Annotated in this window: 19 protein-coding genes; 15 read left to right on the top strand and 4 right to left on the bottom strand. The window is 66.4% G+C overall.

Annotated elements, in window-relative coordinates; genetic code table 11:
• Nucleotides 1–243 precede the first annotated feature (243 nt).
• Nucleotides 244–1,215, bottom strand: a complete 972-nt coding sequence (locus EJC77_RS06140; RefSeq protein ID WP_125610701.1) for a ferritin-like domain-containing protein — start codon at nucleotides 1,213–1,215, stop codon at nucleotides 244–246.
• Nucleotides 1,216–2,070: 855 nt separating this feature from the next.
• Here EJC77_RS06140 and EJC77_RS06145 point away from each other — a divergent pair.
• The 7 genes from EJC77_RS06145 to EJC77_RS06175 all read left to right on the top strand — a co-directional run bounded on the left by EJC77_RS06145 (nucleotide 2,071) and on the right by EJC77_RS06175 (nucleotide 6,922).
• Complete coding sequence (locus EJC77_RS06145; RefSeq protein WP_125610703.1) at nucleotides 2,071–2,526, top strand: hypothetical protein; 456 nt, start codon at nucleotides 2,071–2,073, stop codon at nucleotides 2,524–2,526.
• Nucleotides 2,527–2,534: 8 nt separating this feature from the next.
• Nucleotides 2,535–3,644 (top strand): YihY/virulence factor BrkB family protein, encoded by a 1,110-nt coding sequence (locus EJC77_RS06150; RefSeq protein ID WP_125610705.1) that lies wholly within the window; start codon nucleotides 2,535–2,537, stop codon nucleotides 3,642–3,644.
• Nucleotides 3,645–3,720: 76 nt separating this feature from the next.
• Nucleotides 3,721–3,987: a DUF7218 family protein gene (locus tag EJC77_RS06155; RefSeq protein WP_125610707.1), complete on the top strand. Its 267-nt coding sequence runs from the start codon at nucleotides 3,721–3,723 to the stop codon at nucleotides 3,985–3,987.
• 33 nt (nucleotides 3,988–4,020) lie between these two features.
• Nucleotides 4,021–4,569, top strand: coding sequence for a DUF6328 family protein (locus EJC77_RS06160; RefSeq protein ID WP_125610709.1), 549 nt, complete (start codon nucleotides 4,021–4,023; stop codon nucleotides 4,567–4,569).
• 132 nt (nucleotides 4,570–4,701) lie between these two features.
• Nucleotides 4,702–5,487 (top strand): hypothetical protein, encoded by a 786-nt coding sequence (locus tag EJC77_RS06165; protein WP_125610711.1) that lies wholly within the window; start codon nucleotides 4,702–4,704, stop codon nucleotides 5,485–5,487.
• A 16-nt stretch (nucleotides 5,488–5,503) separates the two neighbouring features.
• Nucleotides 5,504–6,238: a class F sortase gene (locus EJC77_RS06170; protein WP_125610713.1), complete on the top strand. Its 735-nt coding sequence runs from the start codon at nucleotides 5,504–5,506 to the stop codon at nucleotides 6,236–6,238.
• Nucleotides 6,239–6,421: 183 nt separating this feature from the next.
• Nucleotides 6,422–6,922: a hypothetical protein gene (locus EJC77_RS06175; protein WP_125610715.1), complete on the top strand. Its 501-nt coding sequence runs from the start codon at nucleotides 6,422–6,424 to the stop codon at nucleotides 6,920–6,922.
• An 81-nt stretch (nucleotides 6,923–7,003) separates the two neighbouring features.
• Here EJC77_RS06175 and EJC77_RS06180 read toward each other — a convergent pair whose 3' ends face one another.
• Nucleotides 7,004–8,170, bottom strand: coding sequence for a carboxylate-amine ligase (locus tag EJC77_RS06180; protein ID WP_125610716.1), 1,167 nt, complete (start codon nucleotides 8,168–8,170; stop codon nucleotides 7,004–7,006).
• An 82-nt stretch (nucleotides 8,171–8,252) separates the two neighbouring features.
• A complete protein-coding gene (locus EJC77_RS06185; protein WP_125610718.1) occupies nucleotides 8,253–8,435 on the bottom strand; it encodes a hypothetical protein in 183 nt (60 codons plus the stop codon).
• Nucleotides 8,436–8,749: 314 nt separating this feature from the next.
• Here EJC77_RS06185 and EJC77_RS06190 point away from each other — a divergent pair, with 314 nt between their 5' ends.
• The 4 genes from EJC77_RS06190 (at nucleotide 8,750) to EJC77_RS06200 (ending at nucleotide 11,798) form a co-directional block, all read left to right on the top strand.
• Nucleotides 8,750–10,225 carry a sugar porter family MFS transporter gene (locus EJC77_RS06190; protein WP_125610720.1) on the top strand — a complete coding sequence of 492 codons (1,476 nt, stop codon included), beginning with the start codon at nucleotides 8,750–8,752 and terminating at the stop codon, nucleotides 10,223–10,225.
• A gap of 296 nt (nucleotides 10,226–10,521) precedes the next feature.
• Complete coding sequence (locus EJC77_RS06195; protein ID WP_125610722.1) at nucleotides 10,522–10,734, top strand: CsbD family protein; 213 nt, start codon at nucleotides 10,522–10,524, stop codon at nucleotides 10,732–10,734.
• A 39-nt stretch (nucleotides 10,735–10,773) separates the two neighbouring features.
• On the top strand, nucleotides 10,774–10,941 hold the full coding sequence (locus EJC77_RS20300; protein WP_164520331.1) for a hypothetical protein: 168 nt from the start codon (nucleotides 10,774–10,776) through the stop codon (nucleotides 10,939–10,941).
• Between the two features lie 35 nt (nucleotides 10,942–10,976).
• Complete coding sequence (locus EJC77_RS06200) at nucleotides 10,977–11,798, top strand: DUF1206 domain-containing protein (protein ID WP_125610724.1); 822 nt, start codon at nucleotides 10,977–10,979, stop codon at nucleotides 11,796–11,798.
• A 290-nt stretch (nucleotides 11,799–12,088) separates the two neighbouring features.
• On the opposite strand, the gene EJC77_RS06205 is transcribed toward EJC77_RS06200, so the two are convergent.
• Nucleotides 12,089–12,274: a hypothetical protein gene (locus EJC77_RS06205; RefSeq protein WP_125610726.1), complete on the bottom strand. Its 186-nt coding sequence runs from the start codon at nucleotides 12,272–12,274 to the stop codon at nucleotides 12,089–12,091.
• Nucleotides 12,275–12,940: 666 nt separating this feature from the next.
• Here EJC77_RS06205 and EJC77_RS06210 point away from each other — a divergent pair.
• The 4 genes from EJC77_RS06210 (at nucleotide 12,941) to EJC77_RS06225 (ending at nucleotide 16,352) form a co-directional block, all read left to right on the top strand.
• The gene (locus EJC77_RS06210; RefSeq protein ID WP_205786927.1) at nucleotides 12,941–13,228 is read left to right on the top strand and encodes an MrpF/PhaF family protein; all 288 of its coding nucleotides are present in this window, start codon (nucleotides 12,941–12,943) and stop codon (nucleotides 13,226–13,228) included.
• 481 nt (nucleotides 13,229–13,709) lie between these two features.
• Complete coding sequence (locus EJC77_RS06215) at nucleotides 13,710–14,171, top strand: MnhB domain-containing protein (protein ID WP_125610730.1); 462 nt, start codon at nucleotides 13,710–13,712, stop codon at nucleotides 14,169–14,171.
• Nucleotides 14,168–14,515, top strand: coding sequence for a sodium:proton antiporter (locus EJC77_RS06220; protein ID WP_125610732.1), 348 nt, complete (start codon nucleotides 14,168–14,170; stop codon nucleotides 14,513–14,515). Before EJC77_RS06215 ends, EJC77_RS06220 begins: the two co-directional genes overlap by 4 nt.
• A gap of 1 nt (nucleotide 14,516) precedes the next feature.
• On the top strand, nucleotides 14,517–16,352 hold the full coding sequence (locus EJC77_RS06225) for a complex I subunit 5 family protein (protein ID WP_205786929.1): 1,836 nt from the start codon (nucleotides 14,517–14,519) through the stop codon (nucleotides 16,350–16,352).
• Nucleotides 16,353–16,396 lie beyond the last annotated feature (44 nt).

Consider the following 16,396-nt stretch of genomic DNA (forward strand, 5'->3'; position numbering starts at 1 on the left):
CAGGCGGTGGCCGCCGCCTGTGCAAGCACGCCGGCACCGACACCCGGCAAGCACCAGCAACACAGGTTAAATCTCAAGCTCAGCTGGCCTCTAAATTTTGTTGTGGGGTCTTTTGATGGCCGGATAGCAGGTTCCCGCCCCCCCGTCCATCGTGTGGACATGGACGGGGGCGAGCCGTGCGGCACCGTTGGGATGCCCAGGCACCGGCATGGGCCGCTGTTTGGGCATCCCAGGGGCCTGGGGTCAGTCGTCGCCGTCGTTGTCGTTGTCACCGCTGGTGTTGATAGTCCCATTCACGCCGGCGGGGAAGAAGCCGCCGGAGCGGACCTGCTCGGCGTTGAGGTAGGCGATGTTGAGCACTTGGGCGGCGCTGCGGCTGAAGGCGATGCCGTTGGCGTCCGCCGGCACGATGTTGGCCGTCGTGCTGTTGCCGATGCCCTGGTCGTCGTCGGTGGGCCCATCCAGGCTGTCGCGCGCGTCCGAGATCTTCTGCACGGTGGGGTAGATGAGCTTCGGGACCGCGACGCCAAAGGTGTAGAGGGTGCTGCGGATGGTGGCCGCGTGGTAGGCCTCGACGGCCAGGATGCCCGCCGCCGCCTCCAGGTAGGTCTTGTTGCTGATCAGCGGTGCGGCCCCCTTGTAGGCGGTGACGCCGACGTCCTCGAAGATGAAGGCGGCGAACAGGAAGTTCAGCTCGTTCGCGTAGGGGTCGAACGTCTGGTGCTTGCCGATGATGCCGGCAGCCCGGGCGGCGGCGGTGAAGCTCGCGTCCAGGCTGATGGCCGGGCGGGACACGGCCGCCGATCCCAGGGCGCCGCGCAGGAACGCCACGTGGGCCTTCTCGTCGGCGGCGATCTCCTCGGCGAACCTGCGGACGTAGGGCGTTTCGAACCGGGCGGCCCGGCCACCGGAGACAGGCCCGCGCGTGCCGGTGCCGGTGGTCAGGCTGTCCGGCAACCCCATGCCCGTGACCGCGCGCAGGTAGAACTCGGCCTCCAAGTACTCGAGGTTGAGGGCGAAGTTCAGGATCGCGCCATCGCTGGGGGCGCCGGCGGCGGCCGGCGTCGTGCTGGCCGCGGCGGCTGCGGCGGAGACGAGCATCGCTGCGCCGGCACCGGCGCCCACCATGCCCGCGGCCCGGAAAAAGCGGCGACGGTCCACCGGGTTTTCCGCGCTTCTGTCGATTGCGTGGGTAATGAAGGATTGGTCGAACATCGAAGGTTCTCCTGCCAAGTTTTCACTATGGCGGGGGCAGGACTCCTCTTCTCACACCCAGCCCTGTGACTGCCCTCGTCGCCACCGTCCTGTTGACGCTGACGAGTCATAGGGTAATTGGTGGCGGCCAGGGTTGGGAAGGGAAATGAACCAGAAACCCGCACCGTGCCCTCAAACTCGCCGGTATCACCAGCGGCCAACGACTTGGCAGAAGCCCTGGGCAGGGATCACGGAGCGCCCACAGGCCACCTTCCCCGCTCGAGCCCTTGTGCGGGATTCGTGTCCTTTGTAGGCTTATTTTGTCGAGCAGTCGGCCATGAAACGCCCCATACGGAGTTCTCATGAAATTGGAATCTGCGTCCGCGTTGCCTGCGCCTCCATCGGAAGCGAATGCCACCGCTTGCTCTTGGGCAAGACCCCCGATCGCATTTGCGCATAATCAATTGCTGTCCCAATTTGAGATCTATCATTCCGGTCTACTGGCCGGATACGTCAGGTACAGAATGTGGGGCCCGGATATGTGGCTTCTCTACACGCAGATGACCAGATCGACCGGTATTCGACTAACCGATGCGCTCATTCGCGACGTCCTCGAGGATGCGAGCAGGCGGCGGGTAGCCGTCCACCCGTATTGCACCCTCGTTCGGAAGTTCATTTGTGAACATCCTGTCTATATCGAGTTGGTCCCCAGGGAAGTTCGCGGCCGGTTCAGGCTGCCCGACTCATCTGCAGTGGCCCAACGCCGGCAGAAGGCGGCTTTGTCGACATACGCTGACGGCAACGAAAACACTCCCATCGTGGAGCACTCGTAAGACGGCGCGCAAAGGGGCGTCCAAGGGAAGGAACTGCATCACCATGCAATGGATCTGGATTGTCATTGGCATCATCGTCGTGCTGATCATCATCGGCATTCTGGTCACGGTTGCGCGCCGGCAGGGCCGGGCCCGCGTGGAACGACGGGACGAAGAAGATCGACGACGGGCAGCCACGATGCGTGACGCCGCAAAATCGGTGGAACTTGACGGACTCGAATCCAAGGCGGACGCCGCCGAGACCGATGCAGCGGCAGATCGTGCCGCCATCGACGCCGAGCGACTTCGGTTGAAGGCCGAGGAACAGCGCCAGGCCGCCACCGAGCAGGGTGCGGACTCCGCCGAACGCCGGCGCCAGGCTGACGCCCTCGACCCGGACGTCAGCGGGCGAGACGAACACCGAGGAAGCATGGACGGGGCGGCCGCAGGTGGGCTGGACGTGGAAGGCAGCGAAACCGACCGGCGAGGCACCCACCGGCGGGACCCGGACGACACATAGTTGCCGCCATGGTCACCGAGGCGCCGAACACGGGCGGATTGCCGCCTCTTGCGGAAAACAGCCCCGGCCCCTCGTGGACATTGATTCTCCGACGGGCCGTGCGGGAATTCGGTCGGGACGGGTGCACGGATCTGGCCGCGGCACTGACCTACTTCGGCGTCTTGTCGTTGTTCCCGGCAATTCTTGCCTTGGTCTCGATCCTGGGCCTCATCGGAAACGCCAAGCAAACGACCGAGGCACTGATGGGCGTCCTTGGCGCCGTGATGCAGGGCCCGGCCCTGGACGTGGTCAGGGGCGCCGTGTCCAATGTGACAACGTCACCGGCCGCCGGATGGACGTTCTTCCTGGGTATTGTGGCCGCATTGTGGTCTGCTGGCGGGTACGTTGGGGCTTTCGGCCGCGCGATGAACAAGGTCTACGGTGTCGAGGAGGGCCGGTCCGGATGGAAACTTCGGCTATCCACATTGGCACTCACGGTGCTTGTCGTGGTCCTGGTCGCCATGATGGCCGTCCTGCTGGTCGTCTCAGGACCTGTGGCCCGTGCACTGGGCGATGCGATCGGGGCCGGGAGCGCCGTCGTCGTGCTGTGGCAGGCGGGCAAATGGCCCGTTTTGGGGATTGCCGCCGTCGTGCTTGTCGCGATTCTCTACCAGGCGACGCCGAACTTCCACCCGCCGCGCTGGCGCTGGTTGGGTTGGGGCGCGGCATGCGCGCTGCTGCTGCTTATTGCCACGTCCATCGGCTTCGGATTCTACGTGGTGAACTTCAGCAGTTACGAGAAGACCTTCGGGACCATTGCCGGGGCGATCATCCTGCTCCTGTGGTTGTGGATTTGCAACTTGGCCCTGCTATTCGGCGCCGAACTCGACGCGGAGATTGAGCGCGGCCGTGAGCTACGCGCCGGGCTCGACGCACATGAGTCCCTGGTTCTCGAGCCGCGGTCCACGACGACAATTGCCACAAGCCGCCGGCGGCAGCGCGATGAGGTGGCTGCCGGAGAACCTGGCGCGCGGCGCTGGGGCAACGGCCAGACCGTGGGCGTTGTGCTCGGCGCATCATCCATGGTGGCTCTTTGGGGTTACCTGCAGCACCGGTGGGAGAAACAGGAGAATCGCTGACGAACGGGTCAAGGGTGGCACCGAGACTCGCCAGTACCGGCGGGACCATCAACCAATCAAGGAACGAGGACAGACAATGCCCCGCAAGGCGAACTCACGATTGAAGGATCCGGAGCTTTACGAAGAGCTGCGCGATGACGGTGCCTCCAAGCAAAAGGCCGCACGAATCTCCAACGCCGCTGCCAAGGAAGGACGAAGTGCCATTGGTCGAAGGGGAGGCAAGGCGGCCAACTATGAAGAATGGACCGTGGCCAAGCTGCGGGCACGGGCCAAGGAGATCGGTCTCACCGGGTACTCCCACCAGCGCAAGAGCGAGCTCATCGACTCGTTGCGCAACTCGTAGTTGTGAACTAGACGATATGAAGGTGCGTGAGCCATGACCACAGGGGGCGGCGAGACTGAACCGCCGGCGACCGACGGCGACCGACGGAACGAGACCCGCGCCGAGCAACTGGACCGCAACTGGCTCGAACTGCTCCAGGAGTTGAGGGTTATGCAGACGGGAGTCCAGGTCATGGCCGGGTTCCTGCTCACCCTTCCGTTCCAGCAGCGCTTCAGCAAGCTCGATGCCGGTCAGGTGGCCCTTTATCTGGCGTTGGTCATCGTCGCCGCGGCGGCCACCGGGCTCATGATGGTCCCGGTGGCCCTGCACCGGCGCCTGTTCCGGCACAAGGTCAAGGCGAAGCTGGTCGAAGCCGGCAACCGCATCCTCAAGGTCGCCGTGGGCCTGGTGGCCGCGCTCGTGACGGGCGCGACAGCCCTGACCTTCTATGTTGTGACAAATGGTGTCATCAGCGCCATCGCGGCCGTAGCAGTCGGCCTCGCCCTCGCGGCCGGGCTGCTGCTCTACCCCATGCTCGTCTGGCATCCGTCCCACCACGAGCTACGCTCGACCGAGCCACGCGATGCCACCCACGAAGACTGACAACCCGTTGACCCCGGGTTGGACGGCCAAGAAATCGCAGACCACGTCCAATCCATGGGCCGGATCGCTCCGAACCACAGTACAGGCCCGCCCTTTCGCGGACGGGCCACTGTTACCAGGAGGATCCTTCCGATGAACAAGAAATCTGCATTCCTGATGGTGCCGGCGCTGGCGGCGGGGGCACTGATGCTCTCCGTCAGTCCCGCTTCGGCTGCCGGCGACGCTTCGTACCAGGCCACCTTGGGGCCCATCAACGGCACTGGCGCCAGCGGCACCGTGATGATCAGCCTCAACGGCTCGCAGGCGACCGTGACCGAGGATGTCACGGGACTGGCCGCAACGTTTGGCGGCAAGCCCTACCCGCATGTCCAGCACATCCACATCGGCGCGAAGGGCATGTGCCCGACTACCGCCGCCGACACGAACAAGGATGGGGTCATCAGCACCACGGAGGGCGCACCCGCTTACGGTGCCATCGGCACGACGCTGTCCACCTCCGGGGACACGAGCCCGGCGGCCGGCACCGATCTGGCCGTGGCGGGGATGGGGCCCACCTACCACTACGAGCGCACGTTCACGATGAACGCGAAGACCATAGCCGCGCTGCAGGCCGGCACCGCCGTGGTCGTGGTTCACGGTTTGGATCCGGCGACGCTGTCCGCCACGGCGCAGAAGGAGAAGAGCGATCTGGTGCCATCCCTGCCGCTGGCGGCCACGTCGCCTGCCCTGTGCGGACCGGTGGTTGCCTCCCAGATGGCTGAAATGCCGGGCGGCGCACCCGGGACGGGCATCACCCACACCGCGGCCACCGGCACCGCGAACGGCTCCGAAGCCGGCCTGATCGCCGGGGGCGGCGCACTTCTCCTGGCCGCCGGGGGAGCGCTGGCCTGGCGTCGCCGGCTCGCGGCCAAGGACTAGAAACGCGTCTGAATCCATGGGCACCCGTGATCGCAGTCGCCGCGGACGCCGCATCGCGTCCGCGGCGGCCGCCCTGCTGTTCGCCGGGGGCGCCACCGTCATCGGCATCGGCGTCGCGGACGGTTCCGGCTTGGCCGCCTCATCGGGAGCCGCCGGCCGGACCGCGTCGCCGACGACGGCGGCCCCCACACACCCGGCCACCGGTGGTGGCACTCCGACCGCCGCCACCGGTGCCCCGTACATTCCGGTCCTCCCGAAACCGGCCACCCCGACGGGACCGATCCTGCCCGCGGCCATACCGGTGACACTGGATGTGCCCGACATCGGCGTGCATGCCGATCTGATGCAACTGGGCCGGGCCACGAACGGCGCTGCCGAAACTCCGCCGGGACAGTCGGGCACGTTGGCCGGGTGGTACAAGTTCTCTCCGGCGCCAGGCCAACTGGGACCCGCGGTCATCCTGGGTCACATCAATACCGACTACAGCAATATCGGCGTCTTCTACCGGCTGCACGAACTTCGATCCGGCGATGAATTCACCGTGCACCGGTCCGACGGGTTGGCCGCCGTGTTCCGGGTCTACAAGTTGGCCGAGTTCCCCAAGAGCGGGTTCCCGACGTTCGGCGTGTATGGAAACACGGATCGCGCTGAAATCAGGCTCATCACCTGCGGCGGCTTCAATGCCGCATCCGGGCAATACACGGAGAACACGGTGGCCTATGCCTACCTTGTCGGAAGCCGCCGGGAGTGACGTGTGGCGCCGAACGCCGCACCTGAAAGGAAGTTCAAAATGCCTACACGCATAATGAAGATGGTGGCCGGGTGCGCCGCGGTGTCTGCCCTGGTGCTGACCGGCTGTGCGCCGGTCGCCGTCACCCGCGCTCCCTCCACAAGCCCTCGGAGTTTGACCCCTCCGAGCTCGATGGGAATGTCCATGGCACCCGGCCAGACCATGGCCCCCGGTGACACCATGCCGGGGATGGGCGCCGCCACGCCGTCGCCCGCCCAGCCGTCGGATGCGGCCAGGATGATTTGTGCCAACGAGACGATCCTGAACATCAAGAAAATCCTGGGTCTGGCCGCCACACCGGTGCCCGACAGCGCATGGAATGACCAGCTGTACACCTGCACGTACCGGCTGCCTTACGGCTCCCTGGTCTTGTCCGTCAAGCAATCCGCCGGCGACGCCTTGGCAAGGTCGTATTTCGAACGTTTGCGAGCCGCTGCGACAACCGGGCAAGCGATCGAAGGCATGGCCAACCTCGGCTTGCCGGCCTTCAAGACAGGTACAAGCGTGTCCTTCGTGAAGGACAACATGACACTGCTGGTCGACGCCGGACACCTCCCCGCATCGGTGGGGCCACATGAGGTGTCCCGCAGCGCGCTGGCGTATGAAGTCGCCACCGCTGTGCTGGCCTGCTGGCAGGGTGGCTGACCGGCTTTGGCGGCACCAACGGCCGACGGCGGCACTCACCCGCGTGCGCCGCCGTCGGCCACGCCCAATGGAGCCCCGGGTTCACTTGAGCCCACGGGCGGCCAGCCGTGGTTGGGTCCACTCGTCCTCCCGAGCATCGTCAGGGGCCCCGTGGGTGTCGACCACCGCGGCCGCAACGACGTCGGAAAATCGCTGGCGAACGGCATAGGCCTGGCGCTGCCGGTGCGCGCAGCTCCCGTGGCTGAGACGACGTTTGATCAGGTAGCGGATCCGTTCGCTGTCACCGAACCCGGCAAGGGCCGTGCGCACATGATCCACCAGAGCGGCGACGGCCTGGTACGCCGGCGCCGGCCGCGACGTCCGTGGATCCAGCAGATCGCCCTCGAGTCCGCCGCGTGCGGCTTGCCACATGCCGGCCCTCAGGAGACTGGACGGGACCGGCGCGGGCGGTATGCCCAGACGCCACTGGCGCGCAGCCGTTTCGACCAGTGCGCGCGACAAGCCGGCAACCAGTTCCGCGGCCCCGAGGTCAAGGCAGACGTCGGGCACGCGGATTTCAACCGTCGGGAACGTCCTGGACAGACGGGCATCAAAATAGACCATCCCTTTGTCCAGGAGGACACCCGTGGCCAGGAGGTCCCCGACCAACCGGTCATATGCGGCGACCGACCCGAAGATCGGGGTCGGGCCCGAGGTCGGCCAGCGGTTCCACACCCGCGACCGGAAGCTGGCGTAACTGGTATCGTGCCCGTTCCAGAACGGGGAATTGGCACTCAACGCCAATAGCACCGGCAGCCAGCTCCGGATCCCGTCCAGGACGCCCACCCCCTCCTCAGCAGAGGAGACCTCGACGTGCACGTGCATGCCGCAGGTCAATTGCTCAGCGGCGACAATGCCGTGCATCCGCGCCATCTCCGCGTACCGTCGGTTGGGACGCAAATGCGGAGTGGCGGGCATCGGGGACGTGGCCAGGGCGACTATCCGTGCGCCGCTCGCCTGTGCCGCCGTGTCAGCGGCAACCCTACCGGCGGCGATTTGGCCGGCGAGTGTGGCGAGAGTTTCACACGGTTTCGTGGAAACCTCGAGCTGTTCCAGCTGAAATTCCCCCGATAACCGGGATCCTGCGTCGCCCGGGAGACGTTTCGGATCGTCGGCAGCGGCGTCGAGTGCGCGTGAGGCAACCGGCAACGGACAGCCAGTCCGGGGATCTACGAGAAGGAATTCCTCCTCGACGCCCAAAGTGCGCATTTGGATGCACCCTCCTTTGCGACGCTGGCCGACCTTCACGGTGGCGGGGCCGGTGGATCCGGGGATTGCGACCGCCGGCAGCTCAGTGGGCGGGCTGTGGGGGATCGGAGGCGCCGTCGTCGGGCGGAACCGCGCAGACAATCCTGTCGGGGTCCCGGGTCCGGGCCACGGCGTTGAAGTGGGCACGGCGGCCTTGGACGGCGAGCCGGATCAAGGTGGCGAGTTCGCGACGTTGGGCCGGTGTCATTGGGGTCGGGGCTTCCATGAGAATTCCTTGAAAATGCTCATACTGTTGAAGGATCTCGGCCCTGCTTGCCGTTGCCAATCGTGACCTCCGGCCGTGTCGCGTGGCCCGAGGGACGTCCTGGTCGATGAACCGATGGATCGTCGTCCTTTGACATTAGGCCCCCAGCCGCCGGATGTCCACAACGCGCGCGGCGCCGGATCAGGCTCCCGGCCGGGTGGGCCATTGCCGGGCTCACCGCTGGCGGGCACAATGAAATCATGTCGGCCGGGGTCCAGGTCCGGCTTCGCCGACATTCACTCAGTAGCCGTCCGGGCCTGGAAACCGGTACGGCCATGACCACACACGCGCACGGTGGAGCATTCCCCAACGACGATCCCGTTCCACACGATCCCACACCGCACGGCACCGCGGCCCGGTCAGCGCACCGCAGGGTTTACGCCGCCACGACGGCTGCCGCCCTGGGCGGTCTGCTGTTCGGGTTCGACACCTCCGTCATCAACGGGGCCGTGAATTCGATCCAGTCCACGTTCACGCTGGACCCGGCAGTGCTCGGGTTCACGGTCGCCATCACGCTCCTTGGCTGTGCAGTGGGCGCCTGGTTCGCCGGCCAGCTGGCGGACGTGTGGGGCCGCCGGCCGGTCATGGTGTTGGGCGCCTGCCTGTTCGTGGCCAGCTCCATCGGCTCCGGCGTCGCGTTCGCAGTATGGGACCTCATGGCGTGGCGGGTCATTGGCGGGTTGGCCATCGGCATCGCGTCGGTCATCGCCCCGGCGTATATCGGCGAGATTGCCCCGGCCCGGCTGCGCGGCGGGCTGAGCTCGCTGCAGCAGCTGGCCATCACGCTGGGCATCTTCCTGGCCCTGTTGTCCGATGCGGCCCTGGCCAGGACGGCGGGCGGTGCCGGCAACGAGCTGTGGTGGGGGTTGCCGGCCTGGCGGTGGATGCTGCTGGTCGGCGTCATCCCCGCCGTCGTCTACGGGGTCCTGTCCCTGCGCATCCCCGAATCCCCGCAATTCCTGATCCGCGCCGGCCGGAACGAGGAAGCCTTGGCCGTGATCCGCAACGTCACCGGCGCTGCGGACCCGGACCAACGGTTCAAGGACATCGAGGAGAGTATTGAGCATGAGCGCAGATCCACGTACCGTGACCTGCGCGGCCACGCCCTCGGGCTGGCGCCCATCCTGTGGATTGGCATCGGCATGGCCGCCTTCCAGCAACTGGTCGGCATCAACGCGATCTTCTACTACTCAACGACGCTGTGGCAGTCCGTCGGCTTCAGCCAGCAGGATTCGTTCACGACGTCGGTCATCACGGCCAGCATCAACGTGGCCCTGACGTTCGTGGCCATCTTCTTCGTCGACCGGGTCGGGCGGAAAAAGCTGCTGCTGGCCGGGTCGATCGGCATGTTCGCCGGCTTGGTGGCGGCGGCCGTGTCGTTCGCGCAGGCCAGCGGCTCCGGCAATTCCATCACCCTGCCGGCGCCCTGGGGCGCCATCGCCCTGGTGGGCGCGAACCTGTTCGTGGTCTCCTTCGCCGCCACCTGGGGCCCGGTCATGTGGGTGGTCCTCGGCGAGGTGTTCCCGAACAAGATGCGCGGGCTCGCCCTCGGCGTGGCCACCGCCTTCAACTGGATCTTCAACTTCCTGGTCACCCTGCTGTTCCCCGTCATGAGCGCCGCCGTCGGGCTGGGCTTCGTCTACGCCGGGTTCGCGTTCTTCGCCGCCCTGTCCTTCTGGTTCGTCAAGGCACTGCTGCCGGAGGTGAGCCGGCTCGAACTGGAAGACAAAACCAAACTGTCCCGCCGTTAATCTGTGGGACGTGCGGCGTTGCACGCCCATTGCATCCTTCGCCAAACGGGCCTAGCGTAGGAAAAGAAGCGCATAATTCGCCAATCGTCCGTTGAGGCGGTTCGTCCGTTGAGCCAGCGGCCCCCGGAATCGGATGGGGAATTGTGAAAGCCCGGGAAAGCAGGTCCCGGCGGATGGTTACCAACCTGTACACAGCGATGCGCCGCCGCTGCGCACGTGGCTACCGGGATTTCCAATGTAGGGATTCTTCAGGCGGCGGACAAAATGCCTATTGGAAATGAAAGTGAGGGATCGTCATGGGATTGGGTGACAAGATCAAGAATGAGGCCCGGAAGGTGACGGGCAGGGCCAAGGAGAAGACCGGGGAGGCCACAGGCGACAAGGGCCTGGAAGCCGAAGGCAAGGCCGAGCACGCCAAGGGCCTGGAAGCCGAAGGCAAGGCCGAGCATGCCAAGGGCTCCCTGAAGCACGCCGGCGAAAACATCAAGAATGTCTTCAAGAAGCACTAGCAACAACGTCTTCGCACGGAAACCGCAAACCGAGTCGAGGTGGGAATCCTGATCGGACTTATAGTCATTTTGCTCGTCGTCTGGGCCATCCTGGCCATTTTGGGCTTCACGCTCAAGGGCCTGTTCTGGCTCGCCGTCATCGGCATTGTCCTGTTCGCCGCAACGGGCGCCATCGGGTGGACCCGCAGGAATGCGATCCACCGTTAGGAAACACGGTCGGAGGAGGTCCGGGAGAGGCCGGCGTGAAAGACGAGTTGCGCGATGCGGCGAATACCGCCCAGCAGGTCAAACGGTCAGCGCCTTTCACGGTCGCGGCCCGTAGCGGCTTCGTGGTCAGCGGGCTGCTGCATATCCTGATCGGTATCATTGCCATCAGGCTCGCCTTCGGAAAATCCGGGAGCGCCGACCTCAGTGGCGCGGTGGCCCAGGTCGCCTCCGACCCGGGTGGCCTGGTGCTACTGTGGATCGGCGGCGCCAGTTGCTCGATCCTGTGCCTGTGGCATATTGGCAACGCCGTCCTTGACCATGGCCACGGACAGGGTTCCGGTGTGGGCCGGACCATGTCGTCAGCGGCCCAGGGCATCGCGTTCGGCATCCTCGCGGTGACGTTCGTGTCATTTGCGCTCGGACGCGCAACCAACAGCGGGAAGTCGACCAGCGACTGGACGGCAAGGGTGCTCACGCTGCCGCTGGGGCGGGTGGCATTGATAGCCCTCGGGGCCGTCGTCGCAGCAGTCGGCGTCGGCTTCGCCATCCGGGGCCTGGGCCGGATGTTCCGCAAGAAGTTGAACCTTCCCCCGGCCGGACCAACCCGAACGGCCGTCACCGTCCTGGGCGTGGTCGGATATATCGCCAAGGGCGTCATCCTGGTGCTGGTGGGCGTGTTGTTCATCATGGCCACGTTGCAGGCGCGACCCCAGCAATCGACGGGGCTGGACGGGGCGTTGAAAGGCCTTCGAGCCCAGCCTTACGGGGCGTATGTCCTGACGCTCGTGGGGGCCGGGCTGATTTGCTATGGCCTGTACTTGATCGTGAAGGCTCGTTTCGCATCCATGGAGGGCTGACCCGGCGGGTCAGATCACCGGCGGGACGGGTGGCATGAACGGATCAGGTGGATAGGGGGTCGGACGGTGCGGGTCCGGCGGACGGCTGGGGTCTGGTGGCTCGGTCGGATCCGGCGGACGGCTGGGGTCTGGTGGCTCGGTCGGGTCCGGCGGACGATGGGGGCCGGGTGGGAACGGGTCGGGTGCCGGAGGCTGCGTGGGGTCCGGCGGCAGCGGCGGCTGGCCCGGGAGGGTTGGTTGGTCGTTCATGGCGTCGGCGCCTTTCTCGTGGGGCGACGGTTGGCGGGCGGCTAGTTTGGCACGGCGAGCCGGAAGCCGCAGCGGCAGCGCAGGATGCGTGTAGGCACGGTGACGTCCGGCAGGCCGCGGTAGATGTCCCGGCCGGCATCCTGCATGGGTTCCCCGCAGTGGATGTAGTCGTGGCCGAAGCGCAGCACGGATGGTGCCGTGCCGTCGTCACCGAGGATCTTGGCCACTTGGCAGACGGCGGCGGGGTGGGCATAGTAGCCGTCGCATTCCGAGCAGGTGTATTCAACGTCTACGAGATCACGTTGCGACGGTGACAAGGGCCCGATGGATTCGACGACCAGATGCTCGTCCGTGTGACAGTACTCGCACCAAGGCCGTCGCCCTGAAGGTGCGGAAACCGAAGTGGGCGCTATTGCTAGGGGTGTGGTCGACATGACAATCCTTTCGACGGCGAACGGTAAGTGCCGCTGCGCTCCCTTGCGCAAATTCTGTCGTGGATGAGGACCCGGGCGAATTCGCCGTCAACGCGGACTGCCCAGGACAGTCATGGCGTCTTGCCAAGCGATTGAAGGGGAACCCGGGGGTCCTGATCCCTGCCATTTGCTTAGGCAGTCAGCACCGGTGCTGATAGTCATATGTTACCCACGTCACCAAATGGAGTCCATGCGGGGCTGCTCCCTGGACCGTGCAGCAAGCATTGGCAGGCGCACTCGGACCGTGGATATCGTGGGGCCACACGGTCCGAGATGAACGGAGCGAGGGCCATGGCAGCTGTGGTCGAAGTCGCTTGTGGTGGGCCGTTGGTGTCATTTTCTGGGTCCTGACGGTGTCGACCGTGGGTCCCGCCGAATTGTCCTCGCGCTCTCGGTTGCCATGGTCGTCTCTGCCACGCCGTGAACGTGTGGATGGTCGGCGTCGTGGTGTTGCTTGTCGCCGGCCTGGGGCCGGCGCTGTACCTTGTCTCGCGCGGCAGCAGCGTGAACCGCCTGGTCGGGCTGCAACTCGCGGGCGTGGTCGGGGTGCTCGTGCTGATCGCACTACCCGAGGCCGTCGGGCAGCCGATCTATCTCATGGTGCCGCTGGTGCTGGCGGTCTTGACGGCCACCGGGACGCTCGTGTTCACGCGGATGCTGCGGCGGGATCGCGATGTCGGCGGCCCGACCGGGGGCGAACATGACTGATGCCGTCATCGTCGTCGTCCTCGCCCTGGCCGGCGTCCTGTTCCTGGTCGCGGTCGGTGCCTGGTCGTGGCGACGGGCCTGATCGTCACCGCGTCCGGACCGGTGCTATCCATGGCCGTCGGCCGGGTCATCGAGCAGGAACTGCGCGCCGATGCGGGGGAGGGTCCCGAATGAGCATCCTGATAGCGGTGGCGCTCACGCTCGTGCTGGCGGGCGCCGTCGTCGTCGTCTTCACCCCCACCCCTCACGGCAAGCCGTCGTCCCGCTGATCGTGATGCTCACGGTCAGGAAGATTGACAGCCATCGTGAGGCGAAGCGGAGGCGGCGTTGACCCGGCGGGCCCGGTATGTGGTGCTCGCCCTGGGCATCGTCTTCGTGGGCGCGGCCATGGGATGGGCGTCCGTACTCATGCCGGGCTTCGGCGGCTCGCGGCATCCATACCGCGACTTGGCGGCCGCCGCCGCACTGAAGCACGGCGGCCATGCTCGACACCACCCGGATGCTGGTGGTCGTCGCGGTTCCGCTCACCCTGGTGCTCGGCGTCGATGTGGTGGCGCACGGGGCCATCACCCCCGGCGGCGGATTCCAAGGCGGCGTCGTCTTGGCCACGGCGTTGCACCTGCTGTACGTCGGCGGCCACTACCAGGATTTTTCGCGGCTGCGACCGTTGGGCCTCTTCGAGCAGGCGGAGGCCATCGGGGTGTTCTCCTACGCGGTCGTCGGCGCGGTCGGGCTTGCGCTCGGCGGCGCCTGGCTGGCGAACGTGGTGCCGCAGGGGACGCTCACCCAGCTCGTGTCCGCCGGCACGGTCGTGCTGCTCAACGGGGCCGTCGGGCTGGCCGTGGCCGGCAGCGTGGTGGTCCTGCTCTCCCATTTCCTGGAGCAACGATTCCTCAGCCTGCCCGCTCCACTGCAAAAGCACGACGACGGGGAGTCGCCATGACGCTCTACCCTTACCTGGTCGCCGGTGCGGTCTTGCTGCTGGGGATCATCGGAATCGCCCGCAGCCGCAACCTGGTGCACGCGGTCGTCTGCCTGGCCGTCGCGCAATCGGCCACGTACGTGCTGCTCCTGGCCGTCGGCTACCAGCGCGGCGCCACCGCGCCGATCTTCCAGTCGCCAACGGCGCGGGCGGCAACGATGGTCGACCCCGTCGTCCAGGCCCTGACGTTGACGGACATCGTGGTGTCGGCGACCGTGACGTCGATGCTGCTGGCACTGGCGATCCAGATCGCCAAGCGGCACGCCTCGGTGGATCCGGACGAGTTGCGTTCCTTGCGGGGTTGAGGTGACCACCGCCGGTCTCGCCGCCGTGCTGCTGCCGGCCGTCGTCGTCGTACCCATCATGGCGGCCTGCCTGCTCCTGAGCCTGGGTCGCTGGCTGGACCGCCCGACGGTGGACGTCATCGCCGTGGCCACCGCCGTTGCGGTGAGCGCCGCCGACGGCGTGCTGCTGGCCGCCTCCGCGAACCAGCGCCTGGTCGCGTGGCTGGGCGGTTGGACACCGCACCGGGGGACCGGCGTCGGCATCGTGCTGGTGGGCGACCAGGTCGGCATCGGCGCTGCCCTGGTGGCCGGGGTGCTGATGAGTTGCGCACTGACGTTCTCATGGCGCTACTTCGAGGACATCCACACACATTTCCATGCGCTCATGATGCTGTTTCTGGCCGGTATGACCGGATTCGCGCTCAGCGGCGACGTGTTCAACATGTTCGTCTTCTTCGAACTCATGGGTGTCGCGGCCTACGCGCTCACGGCCACGAAGATCGAGGACCCGACCGCCGTCCACGGCGCACTGACCTTCGGCGTCATCAACTCCCTGGGCGCCTACGTCTCCCTCATGGGCATCGGGATGCTGTACGCCGCCACCGGGCAGCTGAACCTGGCGATGCTCTCGCAGGCGCTCACCGCGCACGGACAGGACCCCCTGGCGGTGATCGGGTTCGCCCTGACCGCCACCGGATTCCTCGTCAAGGGTGCCGTGGCACCGTTCCACTTTTGGCTCGACGATGCACACGCCGTCGCACCGACCCCCGTCTGCGTCTTGTTCTCCGGCATCATGGTCGAATTGGGCATCTACGGCGTGGCCCGGCTGTATTGGGTCGGATTCAGCGGCACACTCGAGGCAGGGAGCATACAACGGCTGTTCCTGGTCCTGGGCGTCGGCACCGCTGCCGTCGGCGGGGTCATGTGCCTGCTGCAACGCCATCTCAAGCGCCTGCTGGCGTACTCGACGATCGCGCACACGGGACTGTTCCTTGTGGCGCTCGGATCCCTGGACCCGGTCGCCACCGGCGGGATCGTCGTCTACGTTCTCGGGCACGCGGCGGTGAAGTCCACGCTGTTCCTCTCCGCCGGGATCATCCTCAACAGATACGGCAGCGTCGACGAATTCTCACTGCGCGGCAAGGGACGGGACGCCCGACTGGTCGGCGCGGTCTTCCTGCTGGCCGGACTCGCCCTCGCGGGGCTTCCCCCCTTCGCCGTGGGACTGGGCAAGGTGGTCGGGGAGGAAGGGCTGGTCCAGTCAGGCATCGGCTGGGGGCCGATCCTGTTCTTGGTGGTCTCGGCCGTCACGGGCGGGGCGGTGCTGCGGGCAGGGGCCCGGATCTTCCTTGGATTAGGCGGGGGGCCGGGTACGGAAGAATCGGAGGCCATGAGCGGGGACAAGGAAATGCGGGAGTTGGCCACCGGGACGACGCGTCTGCCGGCCATGATGGGGGTCCCGTTGGTCGGGCTCCTCGCGGCCGGTGCGGCCGTTGGCCTGATGCCGGGAATTGGGTCGCAGGCCGTTTTCGCCGCAGAGCGGTTCGTCGACCGCGGCGGTTATGTGGCCGCGGTCCTGGGCGACTCCACTGGGTATGCGTCCGTTTCGATGCGGAATGCAGGGTGGAGTACCGAGGGCGTGGTGCTGTGTCTCGCGTCGGTGGCCGGCGCACTGGTGGTGGCCGGGATCGGGCTCTACGCAACCGCTCTTGCGCAGCCTGTGAAAACCGTGGTGCGCCCGCTGCGACCCGTGCTGCATGGCTTGCGCGGCCTCCATTCGGGTCACATCGGCGACTATGCCGCCTGGCTGTTGCTCGGCGTCGGCGGTGTGATCGCTCTGGTGATTATTCCGGTCTGATGGCGGGGTGTGGCTTGTGGTTTGGTCGGCGCGTAGTCTGGCCT

Source organism: Specibacter cremeus, assembly GCF_003946885.1.
Classification (GTDB): Bacteria; Actinomycetota; Actinomycetes; order Actinomycetales; family Micrococcaceae; genus Specibacter; species Specibacter cremeus.